The sequence below is a fragment of the Nitrospira sp. Ecomares 2.1 genome, assembly GCF_965152585.1.
Genome location: NZ_OZ224219.1, coordinates 3,219,481 through 3,246,334, shown reverse-complemented (window position 1 = coordinate 3,246,334; position 26,854 = coordinate 3,219,481). Strand labels below are relative to the sequence as shown.

28 protein-coding genes are annotated in these 26,854 nt (G+C 51.3%); 16 read left to right on the top strand and 12 right to left on the bottom strand.

Annotated features, from left to right (window positions below; genetic code table 11):
• The first annotated feature begins 72 nt into the window (after positions 1-72).
• Complete coding sequence (locus ACWHYD_RS14300) at positions 73-510, top strand: winged helix-turn-helix transcriptional regulator (protein WP_447962703.1); 438 nt, start codon at positions 73-75, stop codon at positions 508-510.
• A gap of 414 nt (positions 511-924) precedes the next feature.
• Here ACWHYD_RS14300 and ACWHYD_RS14295 read toward each other — a convergent pair whose 3' ends face one another.
• Positions 925-1,422, bottom strand: a complete 498-nt coding sequence (locus tag ACWHYD_RS14295; protein WP_447962702.1) for a hypothetical protein — start codon at positions 1,420-1,422, stop codon at positions 925-927.
• 91 nt (positions 1,423-1,513) lie between these two features.
• On the bottom strand, positions 1,514-1,681 hold the full coding sequence (locus tag ACWHYD_RS14290) for a hypothetical protein (protein ID WP_447962701.1): 168 nt from the start codon (positions 1,679-1,681) through the stop codon (positions 1,514-1,516).
• A gap of 635 nt (positions 1,682-2,316) precedes the next feature.
• Between ACWHYD_RS14290 and ACWHYD_RS14285 the strand changes: the two genes are divergently transcribed.
• A complete protein-coding gene (locus ACWHYD_RS14285) occupies positions 2,317-2,700 on the top strand; it encodes a c-type cytochrome (protein ID WP_447962700.1) in 384 nt (127 codons plus the stop codon).
• A 177-nt stretch (positions 2,701-2,877) separates the two neighbouring features.
• Here ACWHYD_RS14285 and ppsA read toward each other — a convergent pair whose 3' ends face one another.
• The 7 genes from ppsA to ACWHYD_RS14250 form a co-directional block, all read right to left on the bottom strand.
• Positions 2,878-5,298: a phosphoenolpyruvate synthase gene (gene ppsA, locus ACWHYD_RS14280; RefSeq protein WP_447962699.1), complete on the bottom strand. Its 2,421-nt coding sequence runs from the start codon at positions 5,296-5,298 to the stop codon at positions 2,878-2,880.
• Positions 5,299-5,350: 52 nt separating this feature from the next.
• The gene (locus ACWHYD_RS14275; protein WP_447962698.1) at positions 5,351-5,734 is read right to left on the bottom strand and encodes a hypothetical protein; all 384 of its coding nucleotides are present in this window, start codon (positions 5,732-5,734) and stop codon (positions 5,351-5,353) included.
• A gap of 74 nt (positions 5,735-5,808) precedes the next feature.
• Positions 5,809-7,239, bottom strand: a complete 1,431-nt coding sequence (locus ACWHYD_RS14270; RefSeq protein ID WP_447962697.1) for an RtcB family protein — start codon at positions 7,237-7,239, stop codon at positions 5,809-5,811.
• Between the two features lie 83 nt (positions 7,240-7,322).
• Positions 7,323-7,766, bottom strand: a complete 444-nt coding sequence (locus ACWHYD_RS14265) for an archease (protein ID WP_447962696.1) — start codon at positions 7,764-7,766, stop codon at positions 7,323-7,325.
• Between the two features lie 177 nt (positions 7,767-7,943).
• On the bottom strand, positions 7,944-8,138 hold the full coding sequence (locus ACWHYD_RS14260) for a dodecin family protein (RefSeq protein ID WP_447962695.1): 195 nt from the start codon (positions 8,136-8,138) through the stop codon (positions 7,944-7,946).
• 73 nt (positions 8,139-8,211) lie between these two features.
• Positions 8,212-8,616 carry a c-type cytochrome gene (locus ACWHYD_RS14255; RefSeq protein ID WP_447962694.1) on the bottom strand — a complete coding sequence of 135 codons (405 nt, stop codon included), beginning with the start codon at positions 8,614-8,616 and terminating at the stop codon, positions 8,212-8,214.
• Positions 8,617-8,691: 75 nt separating this feature from the next.
• The gene (locus tag ACWHYD_RS14250; protein ID WP_447962693.1) at positions 8,692-9,129 is read right to left on the bottom strand and encodes a cytochrome c; all 438 of its coding nucleotides are present in this window, start codon (positions 9,127-9,129) and stop codon (positions 8,692-8,694) included.
• 817 nt (positions 9,130-9,946) lie between these two features.
• On the opposite strand from ACWHYD_RS14250, the gene ACWHYD_RS14245 reads away from it, so the two are divergent.
• The 8 genes from ACWHYD_RS14245 (at position 9,947) to ACWHYD_RS14210 (ending at position 14,586) form a co-directional block, all read left to right on the top strand.
• Positions 9,947-10,306 carry a hypothetical protein gene (locus ACWHYD_RS14245; RefSeq protein WP_447962692.1) on the top strand — a complete coding sequence of 120 codons (360 nt, stop codon included), beginning with the start codon at positions 9,947-9,949 and terminating at the stop codon, positions 10,304-10,306.
• Positions 10,307-10,395: 89 nt separating this feature from the next.
• Entirely contained in the window at positions 10,396-11,043 is a 648-nt protein-coding gene (locus ACWHYD_RS14240) for a response regulator (protein WP_447962691.1), read from the top strand.
• 165 nt (positions 11,044-11,208) lie between these two features.
• Positions 11,209-11,358, top strand: coding sequence for a hypothetical protein (locus tag ACWHYD_RS14235; RefSeq protein WP_447962690.1), 150 nt, complete (start codon positions 11,209-11,211; stop codon positions 11,356-11,358).
• 147 nt (positions 11,359-11,505) lie between these two features.
• Entirely contained in the window at positions 11,506-11,721 is a 216-nt protein-coding gene (locus ACWHYD_RS14230) for a hypothetical protein (RefSeq protein WP_447962689.1), read from the top strand.
• Positions 11,722-11,791: 70 nt separating this feature from the next.
• Positions 11,792-11,953 (top strand): hypothetical protein, encoded by a 162-nt coding sequence (locus tag ACWHYD_RS14225; RefSeq protein ID WP_447962688.1) that lies wholly within the window; start codon positions 11,792-11,794, stop codon positions 11,951-11,953.
• A 658-nt stretch (positions 11,954-12,611) separates the two neighbouring features.
• Complete coding sequence (locus ACWHYD_RS14220) at positions 12,612-12,968, top strand: STAS/SEC14 domain-containing protein (RefSeq protein ID WP_447962687.1); 357 nt, start codon at positions 12,612-12,614, stop codon at positions 12,966-12,968.
• 332 nt (positions 12,969-13,300) lie between these two features.
• The gene (locus ACWHYD_RS14215) at positions 13,301-14,281 is read left to right on the top strand and encodes a sugar phosphate nucleotidyltransferase (RefSeq protein WP_447962686.1); all 981 of its coding nucleotides are present in this window, start codon (positions 13,301-13,303) and stop codon (positions 14,279-14,281) included.
• The gene (locus tag ACWHYD_RS14210) at positions 14,281-14,586 is read left to right on the top strand and encodes a DUF2934 domain-containing protein (RefSeq protein WP_447962685.1); all 306 of its coding nucleotides are present in this window, start codon (positions 14,281-14,283) and stop codon (positions 14,584-14,586) included. The genes ACWHYD_RS14215 and ACWHYD_RS14210 overlap by 1 nt, the downstream gene beginning before the upstream one ends.
• Before the next feature lie 870 nt (positions 14,587-15,456).
• Here the strand turns inward: ACWHYD_RS14210 and ACWHYD_RS14205 are convergent.
• Positions 15,457-16,092: a YchE family NAAT transporter gene (locus ACWHYD_RS14205; RefSeq protein ID WP_447962684.1), complete on the bottom strand. Its 636-nt coding sequence runs from the start codon at positions 16,090-16,092 to the stop codon at positions 15,457-15,459.
• A 476-nt stretch (positions 16,093-16,568) separates the two neighbouring features.
• On the opposite strand from ACWHYD_RS14205, the gene ACWHYD_RS14200 reads away from it, so the two are divergent.
• The 6 genes from ACWHYD_RS14200 to ACWHYD_RS14175 all read left to right on the top strand — a co-directional run bounded on the left by ACWHYD_RS14200 (position 16,569) and on the right by ACWHYD_RS14175 (position 24,515).
• Positions 16,569-17,510 carry a universal stress protein gene (locus ACWHYD_RS14200; RefSeq protein WP_447962683.1) on the top strand — a complete coding sequence of 314 codons (942 nt, stop codon included), beginning with the start codon at positions 16,569-16,571 and terminating at the stop codon, positions 17,508-17,510.
• A gap of 195 nt (positions 17,511-17,705) precedes the next feature.
• Positions 17,706-20,411 carry a bifunctional acetate--CoA ligase family protein/GNAT family N-acetyltransferase gene (locus ACWHYD_RS14195; RefSeq protein ID WP_447962682.1) on the top strand — a complete coding sequence of 902 codons (2,706 nt, stop codon included), beginning with the start codon at positions 17,706-17,708 and terminating at the stop codon, positions 20,409-20,411.
• Between the two features lie 351 nt (positions 20,412-20,762).
• Positions 20,763-22,211 carry a phospholipase D-like domain-containing protein gene (locus ACWHYD_RS14190; protein ID WP_447962681.1) on the top strand — a complete coding sequence of 483 codons (1,449 nt, stop codon included), beginning with the start codon at positions 20,763-20,765 and terminating at the stop codon, positions 22,209-22,211.
• A gap of 102 nt (positions 22,212-22,313) precedes the next feature.
• The gene (locus ACWHYD_RS14185) at positions 22,314-22,697 is read left to right on the top strand and encodes a hypothetical protein (protein ID WP_447962680.1); all 384 of its coding nucleotides are present in this window, start codon (positions 22,314-22,316) and stop codon (positions 22,695-22,697) included.
• 26 nt (positions 22,698-22,723) lie between these two features.
• Positions 22,724-23,452: an alpha/beta hydrolase gene (locus ACWHYD_RS14180; RefSeq protein WP_447962679.1), complete on the top strand. Its 729-nt coding sequence runs from the start codon at positions 22,724-22,726 to the stop codon at positions 23,450-23,452.
• 100 nt (positions 23,453-23,552) lie between these two features.
• Positions 23,553-24,515 (top strand): universal stress protein, encoded by a 963-nt coding sequence (locus ACWHYD_RS14175; RefSeq protein WP_447962678.1) that lies wholly within the window; start codon positions 23,553-23,555, stop codon positions 24,513-24,515.
• 262 nt (positions 24,516-24,777) lie between these two features.
• On the opposite strand, the gene ACWHYD_RS14170 is transcribed toward ACWHYD_RS14175, so the two are convergent.
• Together ACWHYD_RS14170 and purE are read right to left on the bottom strand one after the other, a co-directional pair.
• Complete coding sequence (locus ACWHYD_RS14170; RefSeq protein WP_447962677.1) at positions 24,778-25,998, bottom strand: 5-(carboxyamino)imidazole ribonucleotide synthase; 1,221 nt, start codon at positions 25,996-25,998, stop codon at positions 24,778-24,780.
• Positions 25,995-26,495: a 5-(carboxyamino)imidazole ribonucleotide mutase gene (gene purE / locus ACWHYD_RS14165; RefSeq protein ID WP_447962676.1), complete on the bottom strand. Its 501-nt coding sequence runs from the start codon at positions 26,493-26,495 to the stop codon at positions 25,995-25,997. The genes ACWHYD_RS14170 and purE overlap by 4 nt, the downstream gene beginning before the upstream one ends.
• Between the last annotated feature and the right edge of the window lie 359 nt (positions 26,496-26,854).

Below are 26,854 nucleotides of genomic sequence, written 5' to 3'. Positions count from 1 at the left end.
TGCATCTGAGATTTCCTGCTGGTTAAGATAAGTAACTAGTTACAAAAGTAAAGTAGATACTGTTAAGTAACCATGAAGTTGCCACCAAGTTCTTTCGGTTGTCCGTTGGACTCTCTCCTTCGCATTCTTGCCGGGCCGTGGACGATTTACATTCTTTGCCGCTTGCATACCAATGGAGAAACCCGTTTTGGCCAGCTCAAGCGTCAAATGCCGGGCATTTCATCGAAAATGTTGACGGAGCGATTGCGATCGTTGGAGAAGGCTGAAATTATCTTCCGTCGCCAAGCATCGACAATTCCCCTCCAGGTGACCTATGGACTCACGACGGAAGGTCGTGAACTCACCACCATTCTGGATCAAATCAATACTTTGGCTGACCGATGGCAGGATCAGGAGACAAAGACGGCGAACTCCAGCGTTCAGGTGAAAGAAGCAAAAAGGAGAAAGGCGGTATCTAACGATTCCGTGATGCCTCCTCTGAAAAAGGGAAGAACTACACCTAAAAATTAGGCGATCGTTGCTACCGCCAAAGATTGGTTGGACGAGGAAATTCCCCGGATATGGAGGGATGTGAGACATTCCCTCTTTCAATCGGTTCGGAAAGTCGCCTGATGGGAATTTCTCCTCGACCAAACGCTTTCTCGAAAGTGTGTTTACCGTCGCCGGGCCCTACATGTCGTGAGAAGAGAATCCAACACGGGTGGAAAGACATCTGTGTCTGGTGTAGCCTGAACGGCTTTTCCTGAAATTTAATCCAAGATGAGTAGTTTCCTGCGGGAAAGGACTCCACCCGATTAGATTGAGAGGTCGAGAAATTCATGAATGCGAAAAGGAATGTGTTTCTCCCTTCTTGAAGGTCCTGGCATCATCAGGGCTTTGACGCGGCAATTCCGCTCACGATTTCAAGAAGGACCGGAAGCTGGTTTAGCTTTTTTCAACTCGAACAAAGTGAAAGTTAATTCCGCCACTGATGCCCTGATTGTCGGGGTCAGATGTTTCATACGTTGCCACGGAAAAATTTTCTGTGGGCAACGCGTCCTGGAGAGCCAGTCCGAAATCCAACAGGGTAGTTACCTCGACGGAATTGATTTCCTTGATGAGGGCCCGGGGTTTTATTCCAGCAAGAGCCGCTGGTTTTCCCCCGATTACCTCAAAGACTACCACGCCTTTTGCGCGCTCTAAGCCCAGATAATCTCGTATCTCTTCGTCCACTTCTCCGACGATGATGCCGAAGTCTTCTCCCAGCTTTATGGCCTGTTCCTTGGTCATAGCCTGGGAAGCCGGTTCGGCCTGAAGCAGATAGGGGGTCCCCAACGAAAAAGCCAGGATCATGCTCACAATCGCGGCCTGGCCAACGTGAGCAATCATTCCGGCAAGCTGGTGGATCCTCTGTTGGATCGTCGGACGAATCATATTCATCATTACCTCCCTGGTATCGCACAGACTCTTGAAATATTTAATTTCCCCGAGGAAACCAACGTTGCTTTTTCCGTCGCATTCATGAAGTGCGTTGTTAGGGAACATCCTTCACGCCGGGTATATTCCTGGAATGTCGCGTGAGGCTTCGTGTGAATAGCGGGATCATTCTGGCGGTCGAGAACAATCCCCACAGGGAACCGGCCATGATCATGACCGACCCTATATACTGATAGGCAGCACTCCCTCCGATGATTTCTGTCATTGGCAACTCCTTTTCGCGTTCTTCACGCAATGCACTTGGAATGACAAAGATGTGGCCCTCAGGCAAGCACCCCTTCCTGCTTTGCTGGAATTCTACCGTTTGGTATTTGACGGGTTTTCAGGAAATCGAGATCGACGACATGACCGCAATTGAGGCATCTCCCCATTTCAATTTCTAAAAACTGTCCGTCCACGTTAAAAATACTGTCTCTCACCATGAATCCTCTGCAGCGTTCGCATTCTCCCATTGTGCACCTTCCTTAAGATTATAACCATTTTTGTCTTTGGCCGGTTTTATAAGTTAAGATAAGTAACTAGTTACTAAAGTAAAGTAGGTTCTATAAAGTAACCAATGAATTGCTTGAAAAATTATTCGAATGCCAACTGGTTCCCTTCCTGTTGCGCGGGGAAACCTCTCCATTGAGATTCCGGACTGATGGCAAAAGGAACTGGAAAGGTTAGTTTTGAACCGCTCACATGACAAATGTCCCGTATGTTCCCGGAATCTTGACGGACTAGTCAGATGAATGCGCTGGCCGGTCTGGGGAAGGGAGGGCAGACCAGGGTGACCAACAACAACCTTTGAGGGCGATGTGACGATCCGGATGTTGTATGATTCAAAAAGGAAATAATCTGATGAGATTGATTAAAGATGGAGGGATGAAGCAAAGCTTTTATGGAGGAACCCTAGCCTTTGTGATGATTATGTGCCTCTCAGTGGTTGAACCCGGTCATCCTGGGACCATTCTGAATGGTGATCAACCCGACGCCCTGCCACCCTCCGAAGAACGACTTCAACAGGGCAAAGCCTTATATGAGGGGGTTGCCAGGTGTATGCATTGTCATGGCCAGACCGCCGTGCGACGACCTCTAACCAAACAAGAACTTTTTTCTATTATTCAATTGGGGGTACCGGGGACATCTCATATGCCTTTTAAGCATCTGCTTTCTGATGAGGAGATTTGGTCTATCGTTTATTATCAACTCCATGACATTTGCAAGCACGGATGCACTGACTAGAAAGACTGAAGGCCAGACTGGTAAATGAAACGTGTATTCATTTGGATGAGACCAACACACATTGAATGAGGAAAAAATGGGAATGAACAATAATGCCCAAAGCCGGTTCACGTGATTCCTCAAAGAACCCGTTTGGTAGTGGGGCCGGGAAACGTCCGGGACATCAGGAGGTTGAATTTACTGACCCAAGGGCTCTTCCATTTCCAGGATCTTGACCGTGGTTTTCAGGACAGCATCGGGATTCAGGGAGATACTGTCGATGCCCTGCTCCACGAGAAACTGGGCAAACTCGGGATAGTCACTGGGAGCCTGGCCGCAGATGCCGATCTTCCGCCCTTTGGCCTTCGCCGCTTTGATGACCTGGGTGATGAATGTTTTGACTGCGGGATTACGCTCATCAAACACGTGGGCCACGATTTCTGAGTCCCGGTCCACACCCAGTACTAACTGGGTTAGATCATTTGAGCCGATGGAAAATCCATCAAAGATTTCGGCAAATTCTTCTGCCAGAATGACATTACTCGGAATTTCACACATCACATAAATTTCCAAACCTTTATCGCCACGTTTCAGTCCGTGCTTGGCCATCTCTTCGAGAACCTTTTTGCCTTCCTCAACTGTCCGGCAAAAGGGAATCATGAGTTTCACGTTGGTGAGTCCCATCTCCTCCCTGACTTGTTTCATGGCCTGACATTCCAAGGCAAAGCCGTCCCGGTAGCGGGGATCGTAGTAGCGGGATGCGCCACGAAATCCGAGCATGGGATTCTCTTCTGTCGGTTCATACGCTCTGCCGCCAATTAAATTCGCGTATTCGTTCGACTTAAAGTCGCTCATGCGGACAATCACATCTTTGGGGTAGAAGGCTGCCCCGATCATGCCGACCCCTTGGGCGAGTTTGTCGATGAAGTATTGTGTTTTGTCGGGATAGGCGGTCGTGAGACGATCAATCTCCGCTTTCACGTCCGCATCCTTCAGGTTTCCATACTCCAGCAATGCCAAGGGATGGATTTTAATAAAGGTGCTGATAATGAATTCTTCCCTGGCCAGCCCAACGCCTTCATTGGGAATGAAGGAAAGAGAAAAGGCTTCCTCCGGGTTTCCGACATTCATCATGATTTTGGTACGGGGATGCGTCAAATTTTTCAGGGAAACCCGTTCCACGTCAAACGGAAGCCGACCTTCATAGACAAAACCCGTATCACCTTCGGCACAGGAGACCGTCACCGATTGCTCGTCCTTGAGGGCTTCGGTCGCTCGCTCTGCCCCCACGATAGCGGGAAGACCGAGTTCCCGACTGACGATCGCCGCATGGCAGGTCCGACCTCCGCGATTGGTCACGATGGCGGATGCTTTTTTCATGATGGGTTCCCAGTCCGGATCGGTTTTGTCCGTGACCAACACGTCTCCCTCTCGAAAGTCCTGCAGGTTCTGGATATGGGTGATCACCCGGACCAAGCCCTGACCGATTTTCTCTCCCACGCTCCGGCCTTGAATGAGAACCTGTCCCCGCTTTGTCAGGTGATAGGTTTCCATCACATCGGGATCTTTTCTGGACTGAACGGTTTCGGGCCGGGCTTGGACAATGAACAGCTCACCCGTCTGTCCGTCTTTGGCCCATTCGATGTCCATGGGACAGGCCCGGCCTTTTTTCCCGCTGTAATGGTCTTCAATGAGGCAACCCCATCGGGCCAACTTGAGAATTTCCTCATCGTTCATGGCAAAACGGTTTCGGTCATCAGGGGGGACCGGCACGTTTTTGACCATCTTGCTCCCGCCGATATCATAAATCAGTTTAAATTCTTTGCTTCCTGCAATTTTATGAAGAATAGGCTGAAAGCCCTGCTTGAGGGTTGGCTTGAAAACATAATACTCATCAGGATTGACCGCGCCCTGCAGGACATTTTCCCCAAGCCCGTAGGAGGCGTTGATCAGGACCACATCAGGGAATCCGGTTTCGGTATCAATGGTAAAGAGGACGCCTGCCGAGGCCAGATCGGAACGCACCATTTGTTGCACCCCGATAGACAGCGCGATTTGGAGATGGTCGAACCCTTTGTCGACTCGATAGGAAATGTCCCGGTCGGTGAACAACGACGCAAAGGACCGCTTGCAGGTTTCAAGGAGTGCCTGATGGCCCTGAACATTCAGATAGGTTTCCTGTTGCCCGGCAAAACTGGCATCGGGTAAATCCTCTGCTGTCGCGCTGCTTCGTACGGCGACGTCGGTTCCTTCGGTGGATTGGTCACTCAGATGGTCATAGGCCTCCTCGATGGCCTGGACCAGAGCTGGAGGCAGGGTGGCTCCAATAATCGCTTGTCGGATGTGTCGCCCCCGTTGCCGGAGGTTAGACATATCGCCGGTGTCCAGGTCGCCCAGGATCTGTTGGATTTTGCTGTCGAGTCCGGCTTCACGAAGCACATAGCGATAGGCTTCAGCCGTGATGGCGAAACCGTTGGGGATCTTGACCCCATGGGGAGTGAGCTCCCCGTACATTTCGCCAAGAGAGGCATTTTTGCCTCCTACTCGACTGATATCCTGCAAGCCAATTTCTTCAAACCAGAGGATGTAGGGTTCAGATGTTGCGGTAACTGGCTTCATGCCGATGATTCTCCTTCTTTACTTTTCAAAACCGGTCAAAAGGCATTGCACCTTAATACACATCATAAGGGTCAAAGGCGGTCAGAGCCGCCCCCGGTGCTTGTCGACCATGAAGTGAAAGTGTTTTCCCGCAATTGGGACAGGTGAATCGTTCAACCTTCGTTTCATTCGAATAGTGACTGCTGATCATCACTTGAGGTGGCCACGTGCAGTGACAGAGTTGAAAGCCCAGGGATTGTCCCATGGCCGCATGACCAACCTGGATCATCCGTTCCGCTCCTTCAATCTTTTTTTGAATGGTTTTTCTTTGTTCGCCTGGCGGCAGTTGATCGTTCGCGGAATGGACGAGGGCGATTGCCTCCTTTAAGGAGGTCAACCCCTTCGTGAAGGCTTCCAAGACCTTGAGAAGACTCTGTTCCCATTGAGCGTGATCCATAACAATTTCCCCTTGTCTTGATGAACGATGCGATTGCGGCGTCCTGGGTTTAGTCGTTTGATATGGTCGAGCCCTTAGCCCTTAATACAGATTAACGGGCGCATTTTCGCCACCTTACGGGCCAAGTGCGCCTGTTCGGCCGCATCCACCACGGCGGTGACGTTTTTATAGGCACCCGGTGCCTCTTCGGCCACTCCTCGCGCCGAAGGACTTCTGATGAGGATTCCCTGAGCTGCTAAATCTTGAATGACTCTGTGGCCCTTCCATTGGCGAGTGGCCTGATGTCGACTCATACTCCGTCCTGCCCCATGACAGGCCGATCCAAAGGCCAGACCCATGCCTTCTTTCGTTCCTACCAGAAGATAAGAGGCTGTGCCCATGGTTCCACCGATGAGGACCGGTTGACCGAAAGGTTGGAGGTCAGGAGGGATATCGGCATGTCCGGGACCGAACGCACGCGTGGCACCTTTCCGATGGACAAAGACGCGTCGACTCCGGCCGCCGATCTGGTGCTCCTCCACTTTGCATGTGTTATGTGACACATCGTATAGCAAGGGTAAGGCCGCCTGAGGAAAGATTTCTACAAATGCCTGACGGACTAAATGGGTGATAATTTCACGATTGGCTAAGGCGCAATTCATCGCCGCCCGCATGGCCCCTAAATACTCCTGGCCCAGGGGAGAGTCGATCGGGGCACAGGCTAATTCGCGGTCCGGCAACGTTATGCCATATTGGCTTGCCGTCACCACCATTTTCTTGAGGTATTCGGTGCCGATTTGATGCCCAAGCCCTCGTGAACCGCAATGAATGCTGACCAGAATATCCCCGGCCTGGATACCAAGTTTTTCCGATAAAGGATCGTGGTAGGTTTCCACGACCTCTTGAATTTCCAAATAATGATTCCCGGATCCTAATGTACCCATTTCGTCCTGCTGGCGTTTCTTGGCATGGTCAGACACACACCCGGGTTTTGCCCCGGTCATGCAGCCATGTTCTTCAATGCGCGATAAATCGTTTGCTGTCCCATAGCCTCGTTGGACTGCCCATTGGGCACCGCCAGCGAGCATGTCATCCATTTCCTTGGGTTTCAGGCGCAATTGCCCTGTACTACCCACGCCTGCGGGCACCTTCGCAAATAAGAGGTTCGCCAGTTTTTCTTTCAGGGGGGTGATATCGTCCGCACGCAAACCGGTGTAGAGGGTCCGTACGCCGCAGGAAATATCAAACCCGACACCGCCGGCAGACACCACTCCTCCCTGTTGAGGGTCGAAGGCGGCGACTCCGCCTATCGGAAACCCGTACCCCCAATGCGCATCGGGCATGGCAAACGAGGCTTGGACAATTCCCGGGAGTGTGGCCACATTGACGACCTGTTCATAGACCTTGAGATCCATGTCGCGAACGAGTGACTCATCGGCGTAAATAATTCCCGGCACGCGCATCTTTCCCTTTTGAGGGATGTGCCATTCATACCCAGAGACTCGGGATAGGAGATTCAGGTCCATACGGTTTTTCGCAAAAGGAAGAGTGGATCAATCGGTACCCCGACCTAGTCGGTTACCATGCCTGCAATATTCAACTCCCAGGACTAGACATCAACGACACATTGGGCAACCCAACCGTTTCCCTCAATCCGCCTGACAAACAGCTCGGTATAGGTCGCCCCCTTTATTTCTACGGCTGGTTCATGTTTCATGCGATCGACTGGTTCCCCATATGCGATGCCCTTCAGATGACGATCGGTGATGGTGACGTCAAACCTCGCAAATACCATATGCCCGCATGCCATTTCAAAGATGAGGGCATTCAGCCAATCGACCAGTAAGAGCTCATCATCCGGTGCTTCGCAGGTGAAGTGGCGTTCCATTTGAGCAGCCACCCGTTGGGGATCCGTGACCACAGCCGTCAGCGCTAACGCAGACTGTTCAAAGGCTTGGGCCTTCGTGATTCCAAACCCGCGAATGCCCATATCCGCTTCATGGGGAAAATGTTCCCACCGTGTTGAAGACTCAAGGCCGTCCATGCGTGTCATTCCCCTGTTATCATCCTGAGTTTATCGTGAAGGATCTGTGCCCGGGTTGATGGCGCTAGGGCTCAGCCAGGTACTTCCGTGGACCTGGCCCTGAACCCCTCCGACTACGCTCAGGGCAGGCTTGCCGAATAGGGCAGGATGACCAGGAGCGGGAATCCACCTGTCCTTCTGTTCTTTCTAATCCAGCAGGAAAGAAATGTTGGCGTAAATTCGATATTTGGAACTCTTGTTATTTTCCACTTTGGGTTCCCTATCCCTGATGTAAATTGATTTTATGCCGTGCACCCTTTTAGCTGCCTGGATCACGGCGTGCGAAGCCGCATCCTCCCAACTCTTGTCTGATTCGGCTAACACTTCGATAACTTTTAACATGTCCGATATGGCTGAATCTCCTTGATGGGAAAATGAATGGTGGACACCCGATCTAGCTGCATTCGTCGAGTTTTTACCCGTGAGTCTCCGGTAAAGGGTAAAGGTTGGCGATGGGGTTAAATGGAGCAAGAAATCTGATATATCGCAAAACATCCCAGCGCTCATCTTCCGTCAACCGCTCTGACCACCCATGCATAGGAGAAAATATAGCTCCGAAAGTGATCACATTCATTAATTCCCAATCGGTTTTCGATCGTGATTCCAAGGAGTGAAAGTTTGCGGGCTGTACCAACAAAAATTTGGTGTCCGGTCCATCACCAGTCCCTTTTTCTCCATGACAATTCGCGCAATGTTTTTCAAACAGAACTTTCCCGTTCTGCGGGTTGCCTGGAACTTCCTGGCATAAGGCCAAAATGGGCCAGGCCATTATGAGGATGAAACTCAGCAAACCAATGCGTTTGTGTGGTTGATACATCATGTCCTCCTGCTTGTTCATCTGTAGGGATGTGGATTACCTGGCATCTATGGATAGCTAATACCTTCACAGTCATTTTTATGGCTCCTGAATAGATTCCAGGTATGACAACAGTTGCCAGATTCGCCCTCGTACCTGGTCGGCCCACTCGGTTTCAATCGAGACTTCGTCATCCGGTATCCGGAACCAGATTCCAAACACCGGCATATCACGGGTGCCATGGCTCGGAATGTGATCACGTCCATCGATCATGCGGTAGGCCTGCCAAAAGGGGAATGAGCCCCTATGGTTGGCTGATAACCTGGTCAGATTCGCCGGCTTGGGCTTCAAAGACTCAGAAAGAGGGCCATTTCCTCTGGCCTGACTACCATGGCAGGATGCGCAAAATTTTTGAAAGAGCTGTTTGCCTCCGGCTATGACATCCTGTTCCTGGGCCCATCCCGAACTCATTCCCATGCCTATAACAAGCAATGCGAGGCTCCCGTTCCGCAGAACAAGTGTAAGGAGATGATTCATGGGGTATCCTTTGCGTGACTGAAACATTCACCCAACCTCTTGGGGAGTCGGTTGCTGACATCCTGTTGGCGTGGAGCGCGATTTGCCAAAGTTTGCGGATCAGATATTTCTCCACAATTCAAACATCGCCATTCATGAATCCAGACAGTGTGATGAACGTTTTCCAGATTCAAACAGGCATCAATGACCATTAAACCATGACAGCGAGGACATTCCATTGAGTCACCTCCTGCAGTCAGCGTGTTGTTAAAGCAATAAATGAGTGGCGTATTTCATTTGGGTCTATCAATTTACAATTTTTTGGCAAAATGACGTTTTGGTTCCCCCCTGATTGAGAAGGTAGTATCAAACTTTGTGCCAGTTACTGATTTGTGGTCTAAAAGAATACGTTTCAAAAAGAGTGGATTGGAGAAAGGGAATCATATTCCGTTGAGAGGGTGGAGAAACGTTGAAGGCCGTGAGGAAGAAAAAGTGAAAAAAATTGTCTAGTGGATCTGGACCTGCTTGAGGAAAAGTGAGGAAAGAAGGGAAATATTCATAAGGATAGCCAAAGGAAGTGTAGCATCTTTCCCCACACCTCTAGAATTGGACGTCCCAGTCTTCCTCACCGGGGGTTGCATCTTTCGATTCCATCATACCCGTAGTGGGAGTAATGAGATCCATTTAAGGAAATTCGCGGACCGATGCCCAATGCAATTCATTAGTAGGGCAGGCCTAATGAAGGGGGATAACTGCAGAGCTGTACCTTTCTGGGCAAAATGAATATGATTGGGCCCTGTGAGGTGCTTGAAAACTGACCCCTAAGGGAAAAGCTTTCATGTCTCAGTCAAATAAGCCCCCAAAATCCAAGAGGCGAACTGAACAGTCCGGGAAAGGCGACCCTTTCATCAAGAAAGCCACTCTCGGGCGTCCGATCAGGGCGCAATCCCCAGGCCCACCAACACATCCCAGGCTTTCCTCCAGGGATAAAAAATCTTCTCGTTCTTCTTCTTCTTATGTCAAAAAATCTCAGGATGGTTTACCCGTCGAGGGAATAGAGGTATCGCCGGCAGGGGTTCAACCTCTTCCGGAGATGCAAAATGAGGAATTATGCCGGACTCGACTCGAGCTTGAAGTCGCACGTGATCGTTATGCCGTTTTCAGCGGCGGGGATGGATTTCCAGAGTGTCAAGAATGACAGTAGGGGAGGGAATAACGCATGAAGAAAAAGGAGTTGGGAGTGTCTTTTCGAGTACGTCAAAGGTATTGCAGCATAGGGCATTGGGTATGGTAACCAAACCTCGTGTCATATTAGCTGATGACCATTCCTTGGTCTTGGAAGGCCTGGCTAAACTGGTTGAGGAGGATTGTGATCTTGTGGGGAAAGTGGAGGATGGGCGGGCCCTCCTTCAGGCTGCTCAAAAGCTGGAACCGGATGTGATTGTCTTAGATATTTCCATGCCAAAATTAAATGGACTGGATGCGGGCCGCCAATTGAAGAAATTATTTCCAACGATTAAGTTGATTTTTCTGACCATGCATGCGGATCCGCTCTATGCGAAGGAAGCCTTTCAAATCGGGGCTTCCGGGTTTCTCTTAAAACGGTCTGCGGCTTCCGAATTGATGCTCGCGATCCATGCGGTCATGAAAGGACAGTTTTATGTGACGCCGGCCATTGCCAAAGATTTTCTGGGTACGTTCAGTCAAGAAATGTCGTTTCCCCACACCGAGACGGATTTGTTGACGCCCCGACAACGGGAAGTGCTACAGCTCATCGCCGAGGGCCACACCAACAAAGAAATTGCGACGATCTTGAATGTGTCTGCCAAAACCATTGAATTTCATCGAACCCAGATAATCCGGGAGTTAAATCTTCATAGCACGGCGGAGTTAACGAGGTATGCGATTGTCCATGGCCTCGTTTCACCTGAATAAGCCATTCTTCGGATTTTCCAAGCCAGGGATGTTTTATCGTAGAACCTGGAATATCCCGAGTTCTTTTTTTTGTTCCGATCGTTATTCTATCTTTTTTTGGTGATCAAACTCCAAGCATCTGATGGTTTCATCTTTGAAACCCGTTTATACAAAAGAGGCGTGCTCATGAATCACTTTTCTACATCTTCCATATTGACGAAAGACCTGATGAACTCCGAAGCCATCCCCCTCACGCCCAGGACATTGGTTACGACATTGTTTCACCATATCCTCCTCTGCCTGTCCCAAGCCGGTTTGTTGGTGCGTTCGGTGTGAACGTGTGCATGATCCGGCGGACGGGTCATCTCAGCGAAAAAGGTGGCGGGATATCGAAAAATGGCGTGAAGGGTTGGACGTGGTGAAGCGGCATCGTGTGTATGGCCTTCTGGTTGATATGCAAATGTCCATTAGAGAGGGCGGACCATGCTGGGTGAATCGCGATGGTTGGGGCATCAAATGCGGGTGTTGATGATGTCGGGTGGTTCTGACGAACGTGTCCTCCGCAAACTGTTCCGGGAAGGAGCGCAAGGCTGTATCTTAAAACCGTTTCATCTCATATCTCGCAAGCAAGTCTGTCGCGAGATCATTACGAAAATGGAGATTGAGGAACAGGTCCCCCATTATTTCCATGTGGCCTGATCAAGGCGCGGATCCAAATTGAAAATTGAACCCCTATGCGGGAGGCGGAAAATCCGTGGGAGAGGAAAGTATGAAGTCAGATGAGGTCGATGGCATCAAAAAAAACGGGAAGAGTGTAATCTGCGCTCATCAAGGCATGGTGGATAATTATTACAATGAAGAAGGCAGGAGAATCGGGAACCTGGTGTGTCGGGAATGTGGTGAGGTCATTCATGATCCAGTTGAAGCCTGATAATGGAGGCGTTCTCTCCTGACATGTGATCGGGCCTGCATTAAAGTCAAAACCCGTAATACTTCTGATGACACACGAAGTTGAATTTGCCAAATAAGGTGAAAAGGTGAACAGGCTGGTGAAAGCCCAAAGTTATTCCATCAGGCTGGGCTTCGATGGGTCTGATGTGCCGACATTTGAGCCTCACTTGTCGGTACAGGAAATCAATTGTGCTGATTCTGCTCGGATTCCCGACTGTCTTGAGGGGAGATACACCTTTAAAGGGCTCAATCCTGCCTGGGTTCCTCATAATTAATCTTGGGTGTGACCAACGGGTCTGATTCCCGCATTCTCCCAATCGTTGTTGCAAACTTCAACAGTTCCCCAACATTCCCTGTAGCGTTTTGGCCAAGGGACGATCTTCCGCTTTTTCCCAACCTCTCAGAAACCACTATAAAAAAAGGGAATTACTCAGAGCCTTTCCCCTGGCATAACCCTCGCTAGAAAAAGATGAGCGGGACTATATCCATTCAGGGACAGGTGAAATGTTTCTATGGCAATGGAAGTGCCAGTGAAGAAAAGTGAGAAAAAGTTAAGCCATTAAACGGTGTGTTTTTCTATGGAAATGAGCCAGAGGGGCTGGTAACGACTTTCTGGCTCACAGGTGAAAGGTAATCGTATGTATCGGATTTTAGATGAAAGTGCAGAAGGAAGTGTGGGAATACGGTTTGAGGGTAAATTGTCGACCGAAGAGTATGATCTATTGAATACATACTTGGAAACGTTGATGCAGGAGGTTGGGCCGATAAATTTCTTATGTGATATGGCAAGCTTTGAGAGCCTGAATGGGCAAGCCTTTTGGGAAGAGATGATCGATCATCTTCAACACATTCATGAGTTTCAGCGAATTGCGTTGGTGGGGAATCGACGGATGTTGAAGGGGGAACCAAAGATTTCTGTTCCTTGGCCCAAGGTCCAATTGAAATTTTTTACACCAGATCAAACCGATGAGGCCTGGCATTGGGTAAAGGGGTGAGATCCACAAAGCTCTTACCAATTGGCTTGCGCTGGGCCGCAGAGGAATCGACCGGGAATGAGTGTGTGGCAGTTCCGGGTGGACAGCCGATAAGGTTGAAACCCCTCCTTTTCTTTGGTCGACGGGGTTATGGCTCAACGAGATCCTTCGTTTCGCCCAAGAGGACAGAGTAAGGCGTCATGTCTGGAACGGTAGGACCTAGGGACTTTTTCCTGGTTTACTAGGGAAATTCCTAGTTCCTTCCCTCTTTGGAATGTTTTACAAAAGTTTCTGGGAAGAAGGGGAAAGACCCTATTTTTCTTTGGCATTCAGGACCCAAGGAGGGGAACAACATGCTGAGTACCCAGGTTAATCATTTGTGGTCCGTTGTCTTAGCTGGGGGAGAAGGGGAAAGGACCCGCCCGTTTATCGAGCAATGGTTGGGCGGTCATAAGCCCAAGCAGTATTGTACATTTGTCGGAAAACGCTCCATGCTCCAACATACGCTGGACCGGGCAGACCGATTAGTATATCCCGAACATAAAGTCACGGTGATCGGGCGGAATCATCGGGAGTTTTTGAATGAAGCCATGGAGAGAGAGAAGTCCGGACACGTCATTGTTCAGCCACATAATAGTGGAACAGCCGCAGGAGTGTTCCTTCCGCTGACCTTTGTTCGGGCATGGGACGCTGATGCCACAGTAGCCATTTTCCCATCCGACCATTTTGTCTTTCCAGAAGCTCGTTTTGTCGAGACGGTCAGGCGTGGGATCCGCGCAAGTCATTTTCTCCAGGATCGGTTGATCCTTTTTGGGGTTTCTCCTTCACATCCTGAATTGGACTATGGGTGGATCAACTTGAGCGAAGTCCTGGGCTGGAGCAGTGGGTCTTGTATTCGCCTGGCCGGTTCTTTTCTTGAAAAACCAAACATCATTGAAGGGAAGCAGGCAATGGCAAATGGAGCGCTTTGGAATACGTTGGTGATGGTGGGAAAAGTGGCAACCCTCTGGAAACTTGGTTGGGAAAACCTTCCGACTATGATGGAGCGGTTTGAACGCTTAGGAACGGTGATTGGGACCGTTCACGAAAATGAGACGCTTCATGAGATCTATCGGGACATGCCTGTCCTGGACTTTTCTCGTGAATTGCTGCAACGGATTCCTAAGCATCTGGGAGTGATGGAATTCGAAGAAGTGCTGTGGAGCGATTGGGGACAACCCGAACGTATAGTCCAGACCCTTAAAACTCTGGGGAAAGAGCCTGCATTTCCTTCCGATATTTTACAAAGGTCTTTGGCTCCCATACAGACAATTCCTCATGTGGAGGTGGCCTAATGGCGAAAAAACGATCGGTTCAACCATCCGATGAGACACCCAGACAGTCTCCTTTCGCCGCCAAGCGAAAGAGCGTATCGAGGAAAAAGACCTCTATGAGAGAGGACCCTTTGGAGGTTCAGGAGAGTATGATCCCTGGCGATACCGATTCTATGAACTCTCAACCTACCAATGGGAATGTGCATGCGCGGATTGCCCGGCGGGCGTATGAATTATTTCACTCTCGAGGGGGGCACCATGGACAGGATCTCGATGATTGGTTCGTTGCCGAGCAAGAGATAGAGGCCAATGATAGATCATTATAGCCCAGGAGGTCTATCAATTAGCTGAGTTGCAGAATACTGGTTGCACTTCTTCCTCTTTTGATCTGAATGACGGGCCCGTTTCCTAAAATATTTTTCCCTGTTTCTGTCGGTAGATTGGCGTTGATCCAAAATGATGTCGCTTTCATCCTTTCTAAAGAGGAGGTGTTTATTTGATATCCAGGAAGATGTTCTGTGGTTTCATTTTCATATCGTGGGTTCTACCAATCGGTGGGCTTTGCAAGTCTTATTTGGTCTCAAGATCAGGGACGTGACCAACTCCAGGTTCAGGATTACCTTTAACAACGGGAAAAAGGATTCATTCCCAAAATCAACGGGAAATGGCAAACCTCCATCAATGGGAAGAGGACGTGATATGTGTCGTCAAGGACGGGAAATTGTAAGGCCCAATTCCGGCTGAAATGGATGAACAAAAAATCCATGAGCCAAAGATTACTGCGCAGAACAATGAGAGCCAAACGTTCATCACGTAAGCATTGAAAGGTTCCGGCCCGTTATCGGTTTCCCCTCATGTGCGGAACCCCTTCCCGGATTTTGTTTGATTGATTGAGAGGCTGACTTGTGGGGATGTTGGACGCATGATGCCTCTCACCTGCTTATCCCTCCCTTCTTTTTCTGGTACAGCATTCTATCTCCGGAGGTGAAAAACATGGGGCAACACCCACTGGACCATGCGTAGCTTTATGTAGGTCAAAAAATGGTCTGGTAAGGCGAAATGGCTCTAAATGCAGAAGTGGGTTGAGAATGATCCACAATGAATTTCCTGTTGAGTCGCGGGGGATAGATCTGCGGAAATACGAGTAAGTCTTGGCCCACTGCAATTTCATGCAGACTCACTCAACTCATTTTGTCTCATCCGGCCAAAGCCGGGAACAATCCTTTTAACCCGTTGGCAATAATCTCTACCGCGATGGCTGCCAGGATAAGGCCCATGATACGTGTGAAAATATTAATGCCGGTCACGCTTAAACGTTGTGAGATCAGGGGGGCCAGGTGTAAAGCCATCCATAGGCAAAAACCAATAATTATGATGATCAAACCTAGCAACAATTCATGTCCCAGGTTGGTGCCTTTATATGCTTCAACCACAACTGTGCTAATTCCACCGGGCCCGGCCAGCAATGGGGTTGCTAACGGGACGACGGCAATATCGTGTTTCTTGTTGGACTCTTCCGCTTCCTCTTTGGTTTGCACTGTCGGGCTCAATTCTGCTTGAAGCATGGAAATAGCCATGAGTAGGATGAGGATCCCGCCGCCTACTCTAAAAGAACTCACACTGATCCCGAAAATTTCGAGTATCCATTCCCCAGCGATTAAGGCCATTAACAGAATCAGTGTCGCAGAGAATGCCGCAATCTTAGCAATCTTCTTCCGAGCGGCCTTCTCTTTTCCTGGTGTGAGTGCGATGAAAATAGAGAGAGCGCCTAAAGGATTGATCACGGCTAAGAGCGCCACGAAGATTTTTACGTATTCGGTGTCATCAAGCATGCGTTATCGATATCCATTCATGACCAACCGTTTCGCATCGTAGGCAGGTATCCAAAGGGTGGCTGAAAAATTATGGGACTTCAACGGACATGAGGCTGATTGATACGACGGACAAGGACGGTATTGTTATGATCTATTCTCAAGAAAGATGCTCCCCAATTCCACCCCACCGCATTGTAACCATTGAGGAGTGACTCTGCACCTGGCATGTTCCTCCCGGCTGGTTCAGGAGAATGAGGAAGGTCCTTGAAGACTAACTGAGTCGATGTTGTGGGTGTTTCTTCATGGAGATCTGTCGGAATTTGAGGAAGACGACAGGCGGTTTTCGCGCAACTTCCAGAATGGAAGAGACGTTCTCAAGCGGAGGAGGGAAGATTGATGAATCAGTCCTTGGCCACTGAGTAGAGAATGAGGGTGTCATAGGATAGACTAGGCCGTTCAGGTCGCATTCCAAGTAAAAATTTGAAAGGAGCCCAATGATGAAAGTGCTGCTAGCGGTAGAGCAAACTCGTATTTCTGTAGGAGCTATTCGAATACTCACCAGGTTATCTCTTCCCGTTGGTTCACATCTGTTTCTACTCCATGTCCATCCCGTTCCTCAAAAGATCATGGGGCTGGCAAAGGAAAGGATTTTGAAAATCTCTCAGCAGGTTCAAGAGGTTCAGGGAGAAGTCCATGAACGGGCGCGGCGGTTTTTGGGCAAGGTCGAGAACACGTTGCGGCGGCAGGATGTGGTGTTTCACTCTATGGTGAAACATGGATTTCCTGGAGAAGAGATTTTAAAAACCATTCGCACCAAAGGCATTGATCTGGTGGTTCTCGGTACACGGAGCTATTCCAAAGCCGCCGGATTTTTTCTCGGCAGTGTGAGCCAATGGGTATTACAGGAAGCTCCATGCTCGGTATTGATTGCGCGAAATACGCCGCACAAATTATTGAATGATGGAGGGATGAAAATCCTGCTGGCCACTGATGGATCCTCCGATTCACGGGCGGCAGTCGATTTTGTCAAAGGGATGGGTTTGCCGAATTCCTCGCATATGATGATTCTCCATGTGATCAAAAAACACATGTATGAAACCGAACGGGCGTTGACTACCGGCAGGGAAAATGAAAAGGAATTTGCAAAGCTGGCAGAAGAAGTTTTGGAAATACAAGAGCAACAGGGGATGAAACTTCTTGAGCAGACGTCAGCGGTACTCTCTTCGCCTGACCTCACGACGAAAAAAAGGCTGGTCTATGGCAATCCTGCGACCGAAATATTGAAAACCGCGCGAATGATGAAGGCGGATCTTATTGTAATGGGCTCCCAAGGATCGACGGGGGTCAAGCGGATGATTTTGGGCAGCGTGTCCAACAAGGTGGTCCGTAGCGCCGGATCCCCGGTGGCGGTCATTCGCAGTAAAAGGAAAAAATAATTTTCGGAAGCGTGAGCAAGAAAGCTGTCTTCTTGTATGAGCCATATCCTGGTGGCGCCCGTTTGTGCCAACAGAAGTGCACAGGAGAATAGTTCCGTTTCTCACTTCCTCACACGACCCCGTATCAACTGGCGCCGTCGGCATTGCAAAGGGGTATGACAATATTTATATGTAAATACAGTAAAGGCACGTATCATGAGCATTCGAAATTTCAAGTACCTGTTTAAGCCTCGTTCTATTGCCGTGATCGGTGCGTCAAATCGGCCTCATCGAGTAGGACGTGTCGTGATGCAGAATCTGTTGAAAGGGGGATTCGAGGGTCCTCTGCTGCCGGTGAATCCGAAGTATCAAGCGGTATGTGGAGTGCTGGCTTATCCCGATGTGCAGGCCTTGCCGATGAATCCCGATCTAGCCATTCTGTGCACCCCTCCCCCGACGATCCCGCGGCTGATTCAAGAATTAGGGGAACGGGGAGTCCGGGCTGCGGTCATTCTGACAGCCGGCATGAGACCGAAGCCATCAGAAAAGGAAAGCGACACCGAATGGACGATCATGCTTGAAACTGCACGAAATTTTGGTATGCGTCTTCTTGGTCCGAATACCATCGGTCTGCTGATTCCCGGGCTGCATCTGAATGCCAGTTTTGCCCATATGGAAGCTCTTCCCGGATCGCTGGCATTTGTTTCTCAGTCTGGTGCACTCTGCACGGCTGTGTTGGATTGGGCTCGCTCTCAAGGAATCGGCTTTTCCCATTTTTTGTCCCTCGGGGACAGCGCCGACGTCGATATGGGCGATGTTCTGGATTATCTTGGCAGCAACCCCGATACCCGGGCGATCCTTCTGTACATTGAATCCATCACACAGGCGAGAAAGTTCATGTCTGCAGCCAGAGCCGCCGCTCGCAATAAACCGGTGTTAGCAATCAAAGCCGGTCGACATCCGGAAGGGGCGACGGCCGCCAGTTCACATACCGGAGCACTCATCGGTCGTGACGAGGTGTATGATGCGGCATTCTGCCGGGCCGGAATTTTGCGGGTGTTTGAAATCGATGAACTGTTCGATGCGGTGGAAACGCTGGAACGAGCCGGCCCGTTGCGGGGAGAACGATTAGCGATCGTCACGAATGGGGGCGGGCCGGGAGTTCTGGCTGCCGATGCTTTTGCCGAAGGGGGTGGTTCTCTCGCCCGCTTGTCTGAGGCCACGATTCATGAACTCACAACGTTGTTACCGGCGAGCTGGTCTCACGGAAATCCTGTCGACATCGTCGGGGATGCGAGAGCGGAACGTTATGCTCAGGCCTTGACCAGTATTCTGAAGGCTCCGGATGTGGATGCGATCATCGTGGCCCATGCCCCCACGGCAGTGATCACCAGCGAGGAGGCCGCATTGGCGGTGGTGAATGCGGTTCGCGCTTCGTCCTCCAAAAAAAATGTATTCACCAGTTGGCTCGGAGGCCAAACAACCGTTCAGGCCCGCCAACTGTTTGCCGAAGCCCGGATTCCAACGTATGACACTCCCGAAAAAGCCGTGCGGGCGTTTCTCCATCTCATAGACTACTCTCAACGCCAAAAAACGTTAATGGAGACCCCGCCTTCTATTCCTCATGAATTTCGCCCGGCTGTCTCTTCCGCGAGGTTGGTGATCGAGCAAGCCCTTGAGCAGGGGCGGTCTTTGCTGAATGAATCGGAAGCCAAGGCAATCCTCACCGCCTATGGTATTCCAACAGTGGAAACACATATTGCGTCGACGGCTGAGAAAGCCATTCGTTTGGCGGAGCAGGTGGGGTTTCCGGTTGCGTTGAAAATTCTTTCTCCGGACATTACCCATAAGACAGATGTGGGTGGAGTGGTGCTTGATGTGGAATCTTCTCAAGCCGTTGAAACCGCATTTCAGGGGATGAGGGATCGATTGCAACACATTCATCCAGGGGCGGAGATGCGTGGAGTCACGGTACAGGCGATGGCGCGACGGCCCGGCGCCTACGAATTACTCATTGGCGCGACGGTTGATGCCGCGTTTGGCCCGATCATTGTCTTCGGACAGGGAGGGATTGCCGTCGAACTGTTGGACGATCATGCGATGGCGCTTCCGCCTTTGAATATGAAATTAGCGAACGATCTGATTCATTCGACCAGAATTGTCTCATTATTACAGGGCTTCCGGACACGCCCAGCCGTTGATCTTGAAGCCCTCTGCCTGACCTTGATTCAAATTTCTCATCTGGTGCAGGACTTTCCAGAAATTGTTGAGCTGGATATCAACCCGCTTCTCGCCGACAAAAATGGGGTGCTGGCGTTGGATGCCAGGATGAAGATTGCGTCTTCTCGCTTATCGGGTCCGCACCATCTTGCCATTCGACCCTATCCGCAAGAGCTTGAGGAATGGATCACGCTCCAATCCGGTGAAAAACTCTTCTGCCGTCCTATTCGGCCTGAGGATGAACCTGCCCATCATGAATTTATCGCCCGATTAACCCCGGAGGATATCCGATTTCGCTTTTTCGGGCTTATCCAAGAATTGCCGCATTCTCAAATGGCACGCTTTACGCAAATTGACTACGATCGGGAAATGGCGTTCATTGCCATTCGGCCGTCCGAAGGAGAATGTCCTGAAACACTTGGCGTGGTTCGGACTATCAATGATGCCAATAATCAAAATGCAGAGTTTGCCATTGTGGTGCGCTCGGATATGAAAGGGCAGGGCCTGGGGAGACAATTGATGGAAAAAATGATCCGATATTGTCGGAAACGGGGAACCGAGCGACTGGTCGGACAAGTCTTAACGGACAATACCGGGATGCTGGAGTTGGCGCAGCGAACCGGATTTACCAAAAAACTTACCGTAGAGGGAGATGCAATGGAGATTACCTTGAATCTCACTTCCGGAGGAGCGTCTGAATAAAAGAGTGGGGTTGCTTGCGAGATCACTGCTCGATGAATGGAAGATCAGGAGAAAGAGGCCTGGGCATGGCTTGAAGCAGAGCCGGCAGCATAGGTCAAACGGCAATGGGTTGAACACACCTATCCAATATTCGAATATTGCATATGGTTCAATTAGCAAAGAATCGTAATGGCATGGGACGCCCGTATCTCATGCGCGTCTCGGGAGGTCGGATTCTTTGTTTCTTGATAGAAGCAAAAAGAATTGTCGATGAAGGTCGTTGGTTCAAATGGTGCCCAATGCGGAGTGTAACCGGTGAGCCCGAATGCGCTTGAGACGCAGGCCCAAGGCCGATGTGAAGGGACAATGACTATGGGCGCCGCCGTACAGCTTCCCAACCGTGAGCGCGCCGCGATATTACCCATTCGCTCACTTGCAAACCAGGCTTTCTCGCGCGCCGCCGGCGCACCTCTGATCGAAGGCAACACCATCCGACTGCTCCAAGACGCGTGCGAGAATTACCCGGCGTGGCTCGATGCAATCCGCGGGGCGAAACGGTACATTCATTTCGAAAACTACATCATTCGCGAAGATGATGCGGGTCGAATGTTTGCCGACGTACTCGTTAGTAAAGCCCAGGAAGGCGTGCGGGTGCGTCTCATTTACGACTGGATGGGCGGATTCGGTAGAGCGTCGCGCGCTTTTTGGAACCGCTTGCGCGCGGGCGGCGTGGAAGTGCGTTGTTATAACCCGCCGCGCTGGGACTCACCTTTTGGCTGGCTTAGTCGTGACCATCGCAAGACGATCTCGGTGGATGGCGAGGTGGGTTTTGTCACCGGCCTGTGCGTTGGGCAGATGTGGGTCGGTGTGCCTGAAAAGAAGATTGAACCGTGGCGCGATACCGGCGTGCAAGTGCGCGGACCGTCGGTGGCCGTCATTGAGCAGGCGTTCGCAGATGTCTGGGCGATGATGGGAGAGCCGATCCCTGAGCGCGACCTGGTCAAACCAGACGTGCACGCGCAAAAAGGCGAAACGGCCCTTCGCGTTGTGGCCGGCGTGCCGGCCACGGCGGGGATGTTTCGCGTCGATCTCCTGATGGCGGCCCTTGTGAGAAAACGTCTCTGGTTGGTCGATGCGTATTACGCCGGGACGACCTCCTATGTGCAAGCGTTGCGTGCGGCAGCGAGCGACGGCGTTGACGTGCGCCTGCTTGTGCCGAACGCAACCGATATTCCCCTTCTTAGGCTGTTGTCCAGAGCGGGTTATCGTCCCTTGTTGGAAGCGGGTGTGCGAATTTTTGAATGGAACGGAACGATGCTGCACGCGAAGACGGCCGTCGCCGATGGACATTGGGCTCGCGTCGGTTCGACGAATCTCAACCTCGCCAGTTGGTTAGGCAATTGCGAGATGGACGTCGTCGTTGAAGACGAACCTTTCGCCCGCCTCATGGAGCAGACGTATCTGCAGGACTTGGAGAACGCGACCGAGGTGGTTTTAGATGCTCACCGGAAGTTGCGTGCGCCGAATGAGCAGCGCCATCCGCATCCAATACTCTCCAGCGGCGGCGGGAGCGGCGGGCGTGCCGCTGCAGGCGCTCTCCGCCTCGCCAATACCGTGGGCGCGGCGTTCACGAACCGGCGTGTGCTCGAACCACTTGAAGCGCGTATCACGGTGACGGCGGGGGTGATGCTACTGACGTTGGGGATTCTCTTCTCGTTCTTCCCGCCCCTGTTAGCCTATCCACTCGTCCTAGTCTTCACTTGGATCGCCGGCGCGCTACTCTACAGAGGCTACAAGCTGTACCGCGGCAAAGCTCAGTGAGTCCAGCAAAGTAGATATTCGTCGATCCGCCCAGAAGAGGCGTCCAAGCGGGCGCGCCGATGAGAAGTGTGATTCGGCTGGAGGTGGAGAAGGCGGTAGCTGTTGACGATCACTAGACAGTTGACCCATATCACCACTGAAGTCCTGACGCGATTGGCCCAACTCGTGGATAGCGGGACAATCAAGGTTCAAATTGGCAAGATATTTCTCTTGAAAAGGATCGTGTTGAGGCAGGGGAGAACGCTGATCCGGTGGACGAAGAAGACCTGCGCGGGACAAAATTGGCATGGATTGTCAACACGGGGACGGCATAGGGGTGAGCGTCATCGGGAACCAACAATCTCCAGGGAAAGGAAGGTTGACGTCGAGCGCCCTGTCTTGTCGGTAACTAGGTCGAAACGTTCTTTCGCTCGACCTATCGGCCGTTTTCGAGCCCTGTCGCTCTTAGCAGGCGGGGCTCGAACTGATGCCGGTGATGATTATTAAAATATTATCGGATTACAGGAGGAATCATGTTCGGAACCATTCGCAACATCGAAGGTGAAAAGATCGACTACACCTTTCACCCGGGCGATAAAAGTCGGAAGGTCATCGTGGTTCTCGGGCACGGCGTCACGGGCAATAAGGATCGCCCATTTATCGTCGCGCTGGCAGAAGCCCTCTCACACGACGGAATCCCGTCGCTCAGGCTGTCGTTTTCCGGCAACGGTGATTCGGAAGGTTGCTTCGAGGACTCCACGATCTCCAAGGAAGTAGAAGACCTGCGCTGCGTGTTCGACGCGCTTGACGGATGGAACATCCTGTATGTCGGCCACAGCATGGGTGGAGCCGTCGGCGTTCTGCTGGCCGGCAAAGATACACGTCTTGTCGGACTCGTTTCACTAGCCGGCATGGTCCATACGGACGCGTTCGCCCGGCGGGAATTCAGTGACGTCACACCGGGTGTGGGCTTCATGTGGGACGAGCCGGCGTGCCCGCTGTCGCAGGCTTTCATCGCCGACACCGCAGCCATCGGTACCGTTATCACCTGTGCTCCGTCGATCCGGATTCCCTGGCTGCTCGTCCATGGAACCGAGGATGACGTTGTCCCCCTCCAGGACTCGCTCGATATCTTCGCAAGAGCCAATGAACCCAAGCAGCTCGTACAGATTGAAGGTGCAGACCACGTGTTCTCCGAGCATACACCGGACATGATCAGGATCGTACATGAATGGGTTCGGGAACAGGTCGGACGCGCGTAGTCCGGTTTTACTTCGGATGAAGGAGCGATAAAACGTGAAGTGGTGGCTATGTCACGGCCATCGGATGTGTGATTAACTGTCTGGAATGGGGTAAATTGCGATGAAACTCTTCAAACATATTCTCTACGTATCCGAAGTGTCCGTAGCACAGGAACCGTCGATAGCTCGGGCTGTGTCAGTGGCGGAAAACAATCAAGCGAACCTGACGGTCATTGATGTTATTCCAGCCCCCACGGCGGGCATCGGGATGCTGCCCGGCGGACACACCTCCGCTGAATTACAGACAGCCATGGTGAGCGAGCGCCGAAAAGGGCTGGAGTCCCTGGTCGAGCCTTATAAGGAACGCCTCAGTATCCGGTTGGAGGTGCTGGTGGGCAAAACATATCTTGAAGTTATTCGGGCTATTTTACGTCACAAGTACGATTTGTTGATCAAGCCTGCTGAAAATCCAAATTTCATCGAACGGCTGTTTGGCAGTGACGACATGCAACTGCTTCGCAACTGTCCCTGTCCGGTATGGCTTACGCGCTCAGAGGATAAGTCGGATTACGCGTGCATTCTGGCAGCTGTCGACATCGACCCGGATATGCTTGACGAACCAGAACAAAACCTCAACCGGCAGATTCTTGAACTTTCCAGTTCGCTCGCGATATCAAAATTCGCCTCACTGAATGTCCTTCATGTTTGGGATGCCCCATTCGAGAAGAAGGTGCGGTCATGGAGCGACAGTGAAGCCGTCCTGGCTTATGTTGATGGGGAACGTTCGCGACATGAAAGCGCGTTTACCCGCCTTGGCAAGCAGTTAAGAGACCAAATAGGCACAGAGGCCTACGCCCATCTTTCGCCTCAATTCCATTTGCGCCGAGGAATACCCTCCAGGGTCATCCCGCAAACCGTGAAGGAGTTGGAAGCCGATCTGGTGGTCATGGGAACGGTCGCTCGAACAGGCATCGCCGGATGGCTCATTGGGAATACCGCAGAATCTATTCTTGAACAGTTGCAATGTTCCGTGCTCGCCGTTAAACCCTCCGGCTTTATCTCCCCGGTCAAGCTGGCCGAGTAAGAGGCGCCAAACCTGGCCCCACGGTAAGACCGTGGCCTTGGGCGGCACACTACGGATCGTGCCGTATTATGATGCGAATATTTTCTGACTGATGCCAAACAAATCGGGCTTGAGATCAATGGATCAATGTAACTCCATTCATGCCACTTTCGATATGGAGGGTGTCGAGCGACTTCTTGTGGTGGGCATGGTTTTCCTGTCTTATTATGATAATGATCGGGCCAAGCCGCCATTATGAACCCTGATTAAAAATCGGCGGCAGTCATGCCGGAGTTTCTAATGGCCTGGATTGCTTTTGGAAAGGCTCTTTGGCTGAATTTTTGATAGGAAAACTGTTCTCCCGAGAATCTGCATTCATCATGTCCTGAAGAAGACTTTCGGCTTGTTGGTAGGATTGATCCGGATTGTCCGCTATCAGAAGAAAATGCCCCATTTTACGGCCGGGGGCGACGTGTGTTTTTCCATAAAGGTGAAGCCGGACCTGCGGATGAGCCAGAAGTCGATCCCACCTGGGCGGTCCGTTTTGCCATAGATCTCCGAGGAGATTCACCATCACGACGGGATGCATGAGGGAGGTATTTCCCAATGGTAATCCGCAAATGGCGCGGAGATGTTGTTCGAATTGGGACGTCACGCAGGCCCCAAACGTGAAATGTCCACTGTTATGGGGCCGGGGAGCGATCTCATTGATCAACAAGGTGTCGTCCTCGAGAAGAAACAGCTCCACAGCCATGACTCCGCAGTAGTCAAGCGCTTCTGAGAGGGAAACGGCAAGCTCCTCCGCCCGTAACCGGATCGTGTCCGCCACCCGGGCCGGAACGCGTGTGGTATGGAGGATGTTCTGCCGATGAGCATTCTCAGCCAGGGGATAGAGTTGAATATCTCCCTGAAGACTGCGGGCCAGCACGACCGATAGTTCCATCTTGAAGGGCGCGACGGCTTCCAAAACAGACGGGACTTCCTTTAATTCTCGCCAGGCTTCATTCAGATGTTCCGCGCCGGCAACCCGGATTTGGCCTTTACCGTCATATCCTGAACGGCGCTTCTTTAAAATAGCCGGGAATGCCACATGCTGAGCCGCTGCGGTCAAGGTGGCGTGATCTTTGATCGAGGCAAAAGGAGTTTGTGGAAAGCTTTGATCTTGAAGAAATTCTCGTTGAACCAGTCGATCCTGGATGAGAGCGAGCACGGAAGAGGACGGCCGGGTCGCTTGACCCGTTTCAATGTCGGCAAGAAGCATCCAAGGCACCAGTTCGGTCTCAATAGTTACCACATCAACCTGAGAGACAAAGTCCATCACGCGCTGTGTGTTCGTGAGTTCTGATTGCACAAAAAAATCCGCAACCTGGGCGGCCGGACAATTCTCAACGGGATCTAACACGCCAATCCGATACCCCATCCGGCGGCCTTCCATGGCCAGCATGCGACCAAGTTGGCCTCCGCCCAATATCCCGATCGTTCCACCCGGAAGGATGATATTCATATAGGTTTCTCCAGTGCAGGGGTGTGTCGTTGGTCATAATAGGCCTTGAGTCGTTGGCCGATGCCGTGATCAGATACGGCAAGGATAGCTGCTGCCTGCAATGCGGCATTGACCGCTCCATCCTCGCCGATCGCATGGGTCGCAACCGGAATGCCCTTTGGCATTTGGACAATTGATAAGAGCGAATCAAAGCCTTGCAGGGTTCGAGACCGCACCGGTACTCCGAGAACCGGAAGAATTGTTTTTGCCGCGGCCATTCCCGGCAAGTGTGCGGCTCCTCCTGCTCCGGCAATGAGCACGTGGATGCCCCGGCTTTTGGCCGATCCGACATACTCAAAGAGGAAATCAGGTGTGCGGTGAGCTGACACAATCCGGCATTCATGGGGAACGGCCAATTCCGTGAGGATCAGACTTGCGTGTCGCATGGTCTCCCAATCACTGCGGCTCCCCATGATAATCGCCACGAGTGGATTGGATTTATCAGATTCAGTATTCATCGATTAGGTTGAACCCCCAAAAATATTCCCCCTTTAAACGCAGCCACCCTAACCGCCCAGGCTCCGTGAACAGATCATGAGCCGGCAGTTCAGGGTAATGAATGGTGAATTCTTCTGCTAGGAGCCTGAGCCTTTTTTCCCCGGCTCCGGCTCTGTCCGTATTTGTCTCACTGCCCTCTTCTCAGTCCGCCCTACTGTACCCTGCTTCACCATGATAATTCCATATTTTCTGCACCGTCGGCCACCAATACTTCCGGTTGAACGCTTCCATGTGCGTGGTCCCAGGTTATTTGAATATCCTTTGTTCCCATAAACCGGCATCGGTACTCCTCATCAGCAGGTCCTGGCTCACATACCCT